The sequence below is a fragment of the Sutterella seckii genome, assembly GCF_009183815.1.
Lineage (GTDB): Bacteria > Pseudomonadota > Gammaproteobacteria > Burkholderiales > Burkholderiaceae_F > Sutterella > Sutterella seckii.
The window spans coordinates 1-3,596 of the sequence record NZ_WEHX01000145.1; the positions used below are offsets into that span (position 1 = coordinate 1).

Consider the following 3,596-nt stretch of genomic DNA (forward strand, 5'->3'; position numbering starts at 1 on the left):
GGCCGTCGAGGGTTGTGGTGGTTTTATCTTCATAACTCATTTATCAATTATAACATAACCGTAGCCGCCTGTCAACTATTTTGTGCCTATGTTAATAAAACAAAAGAATCCGCGAGCAGCTTTCCGAGCCAATCACGAATAAGACCCCGCGAATCAGGATCGGGGTCATCAGGGAGAGGTCCGCCGCCAGCAGGATTCGCCAAAAAAAGAAGCGCCTTCCCCGGTTCGCATACCCAGGGAAGGCGCATTGCGCGCGCTGGACCAGACAAATGGCAGAGAAGCCAGTCCAACGTCGCGGCTGAAACTATGACAGAGAAAATTCCCGACGACGAGGAGGACAGCTGCGTGATGAACCTTAGCCCGGTATGGGCACAAGACGAAATATTAGAAACATCAGACATTTTTCTTTCGAACAGTCCTGATGTAGTAGAAACCCTGATATGAGGCGGCGCAACACTTTTTGAAGGCCGCGGGATCGTATACGGCGAGGCGGAAATGTTGCCGCAAGTCCTGCATAATGGGGTATTCCCCAGTTCGTTTTAGAACGACTGTAAACGCATGATTCCGTGGGGTTTTTGCGAAGCGAATGATGCTTATGATGCTTCACAGTCAGAGACCGGCGGGAGCCCGGACAAAGTTTCCAGCCGAAGCAGGCAGAATGCAGGGGAGGCGGGGCCGCTCCCCGCATTCGTCACCCCTTTCGATCAAACACTCTCACCTCACGGCGCATGTCGAAGAAGAAGTCTCCCCGCAAGAAGACCTATCGCAAAAAGGAAGTCCGTCTGCCTCCGATGTCGGCGGCGTTTCTGCCCGAATACTCAGAAGCCCAGAAGACGAATCTCGGGCTCGCTCAGCTTCTGCCCGTCAAGGCCCTCCGGTCCTCGGAAGCGACGAAGACGAACATCATTGCGGCCGTCACTACCGTCAAGCTCGGCGTCAACATCTGCGAGCACTACGAGGATACGGGCGACCTGAAGGACGCCTGCATACTTGCCATGGCGGCGCTCGTCGCCGGGCTCGAATACACCGAGCGCCATGAGCCGCTTCCCGACTACATGGTCGAACCGATCGAATACGCCATCACCCGCATCGTCGAAATCGAGATGATGCTCGACCGTGCTGCCCTCATGCACACCTTTTCGGAATCCGCCCAGATGGATGCGCAGTGCCTCCTTGTCGAGGAGGCGCTGATCGGCGCGATCATCCCGGACGTTCCGGAAGTCGCCCGTTATGCGGGATTGAAGGGCTATGCTTTCGCGGGCGGACAGGCGCACGCCGGAAGACTGTCTGACGGCGCCCCCTGGATGTGGCTTCCGGTGAAGGGCGACCCCATTCCCATCAATGAGCCTATCCTTGCCTATCTTGACGACGAGCAGAGCACCGGCACATGAGAGTGCTTTCGCCTCTATGTCTTCGGGACGACCCGGATCACGAGGTTCATCTCCTCGCAGAGCCGCATCACGCTGTCGAGGCTGGGATTCCCGCCGATATGGAGTGCCCGGTAGAGGTGACTGCGGTTGAGCCCCGTCTTTGAGGCAAGACGCGTTATGCCCCGGCCTTTCAGAAGTTCACCGAGAAGCTCGATGGCTTTGTCCAGTGCCCCGATCCGGAGGGCGGAATTGATCTGCTTCAGAAGCGCCTCTTCCCGGGGAAGCAGGGGCGCGTCAAGCGGAAGCGAGATCGCAGAATCGTCTGCATGCGCGGATGTCATATTGAGAAATATCCATTTCAAAAGGCAGAAGGTCGGGTCCGCTTCCGCAGGTTCAAAAAGAGATTTCATCCGGAGGCCGGAAGCTGATGAGGCTTCAGCCCCCGGACGAGGGATTGCTGAGTTAGAACTTCCAGAGCGCCGTGATTTCACCATTGAGGCCCTCGCGGGCGCCGAAGTACCCGTTGACCGCGGTCGTGAGCTCAAAAGAGCCGGCTTCATTGAGATAAGACCAGCCCATCGTCAGAATGCCGGTCGTTCCTTCGGCATCGTCGGAAACGAGCCTTAGTTCGCCCAGGGCGTCGTGCGCCTTGCCGTCGGCCTTTGCCGCGAACACCTGTTCGGCCGCAAGACCAACGAAGGGATTGAGGCCCCTCGCATAGCGGTATTCGAGACGGGTGCCCATCTGCACACGCTGACCGTTCAGAGCGTCGTAGTGCACTGAAACAGCATCGGCGCCGCTTCCGATGTCGTAGGTCTGCCCCTTCTCGCAGTCATAGAAGTAGTTGAGGAAGACGCGGTTCGAGAACTTCTCCGTCAGATCAAACTGGTAGTTGACGCCGAGATGAGCGCCCCAGTAGAGACTCGACTTGTCGAAATTCATCGGCTGGGAGAGGAGGGCAACGTCGAAATCGTTTCTCAGAACGCCGGTCTTGAGATAACCCGTGACATTGAGGCCCATGTCGCCCACCTTCCGGATAGCATAGAGGCCGACGCCCGCATAGTTGTTCCGGCCCTTGTTCTTCATGGTGCCCGAAGGAAGCGGCGTCTTCGTCTCATAGGATGCGTGTCCGATTTCTACATATCCGCCGATTTCCGTGGAGCCCATCTCATGCCCGAGACCAATGAGACCGGAAACGACATTGCTCGTCACGCGGGTATCCGTACTGATCCCGTAGCGGCCGGCGCGACCTGCCGCGAAGAGACCGTTATGGCTTGCCCGTTCGGAGTGCATCAGCGTGTCGACAAAGAAGTCCGAGGACGCAAAGAGGGTGCTGTAGCCCGCGAGGGACGACTGCATCAGCGCATGCGTTTCGGGATTCACGACGCTCGGGATGATGCCGGGATTCGGATTCGGATTCGGGTTGGGATTGGGGTTCGGATCAGGATCCGGGTCGGGATCCGGCTTGGGGTCAGGATCGGGGTCGGGCTTTGGATCCGGGACCGGAACAAGATCCTTGTTGAGCGTGAGGACGAGCTGCGTGGCTTTGTCGGCGGTGCCGCCTTTGAATTCGAGCTGGTAGTCTTCCGGGGCGAGCTGCGTCGAGACATAGCGCACCGCATTCATTGCCGTGTTGATGGTCACCGGTGCGCGGAGCTCATTGGCAAGTCCGGGCTTCCAGAATTCCCGATCTTCTGAGTATTCATCGTATTGCTGCCGGACAGCCGTCTGAACAAAACCCGCCGCGCTGTCGATCAGAACGAGCGTCGTTCCCTGCTTCAGCGTTGAATCGGCATTTGTGATTGCCACCCGGGCATTATTCTCGGCGCCCGATTTATAAAACAGCGGAACAGCGAACGTATTATTCGTGACCGTAATGTACGGGGTATTGAGGTCCATGCCGTCATAGAGGACGAAGTCGTAATTCTGGAACCCGCGCATGTATTCGGTTCGAATATTCGAGGCTGCACGAAGGGTATTGCCTTTCCACGCGGAAGCCTGCTCCTGGTAATAAAGGATGTCCATGGCTTCAGGCTTGTTAATGTCCATGATGAACAAGCCGCCGTAGAGACCTTTAAGCTGCAGCGTGTTTTGATTAGAGGACACGTTGCGTCCGATGACGACTGTATTATTAACATAGGCACAAAATAGTTGACAGGCGGCTACGGTTATGTTATAATTGATAAATGAGTTATGAAGATAAAACCACCACAACCCTCGACGGCC

General features: G+C 56.5%; 4 protein-coding genes. 2 read left to right on the forward strand and 2 right to left on the reverse strand.

Annotated features, from left to right (window positions below):
* Both GBM95_RS12820 and GBM95_RS11285 read left to right on the forward strand, forming a co-directional pair.
* The coding region (locus tag GBM95_RS12820; RefSeq protein ID WP_226963303.1) for a hypothetical protein at positions 1-444 on the forward strand (444 nt) is incomplete at its 5' end.
* A 284-nt stretch (positions 445-728) separates the two neighbouring features.
* On the forward strand, positions 729-1,391 hold the full coding sequence (locus GBM95_RS11285) for a hypothetical protein (protein WP_152159188.1): 663 nt from the start codon (positions 729-731) through the stop codon (positions 1,389-1,391).
* A gap of 14 nt (positions 1,392-1,405) precedes the next feature.
* Here the strand turns inward: GBM95_RS11285 and GBM95_RS11290 are convergent, their stop codons facing one another.
* Both GBM95_RS11290 and GBM95_RS12410 read right to left on the reverse strand, forming a co-directional pair.
* Complete coding sequence (locus tag GBM95_RS11290; RefSeq protein WP_152159189.1) at positions 1,406-1,711, reverse strand: helix-turn-helix domain-containing protein; 306 nt, start codon at positions 1,709-1,711, stop codon at positions 1,406-1,408.
* A gap of 121 nt (positions 1,712-1,832) precedes the next feature.
* Positions 1,833-3,419: an autotransporter domain-containing protein gene (locus GBM95_RS12410; protein WP_193222687.1), complete on the reverse strand. Its 1,587-nt coding sequence runs from the start codon at positions 3,417-3,419 to the stop codon at positions 1,833-1,835.
* Positions 3,420-3,596: the final 177 nt, after the last annotated feature.

Bases quoted from the DNA above. Each gene is read 5' to 3' on its own strand.
- GBM95_RS11285 (WP_152159188.1), top strand. From the start codon at position 729: ATGTCGAAGAAGAAGTCTCCCCGCAAGAAGACCTATCGCAAAAAGGAA.
- GBM95_RS11290 (WP_152159189.1), bottom strand. From the start codon at position 1,711: ATGACATCCGCGCATGCAGACGATTCTGCGATCTCGCTTCCGCTTGAC.
- GBM95_RS12410 (WP_193222687.1), bottom strand. From the start codon at position 3,419: ATGGACATTAACAAGCCTGAAGCCATGGACATCCTTTATTACCAGGAG.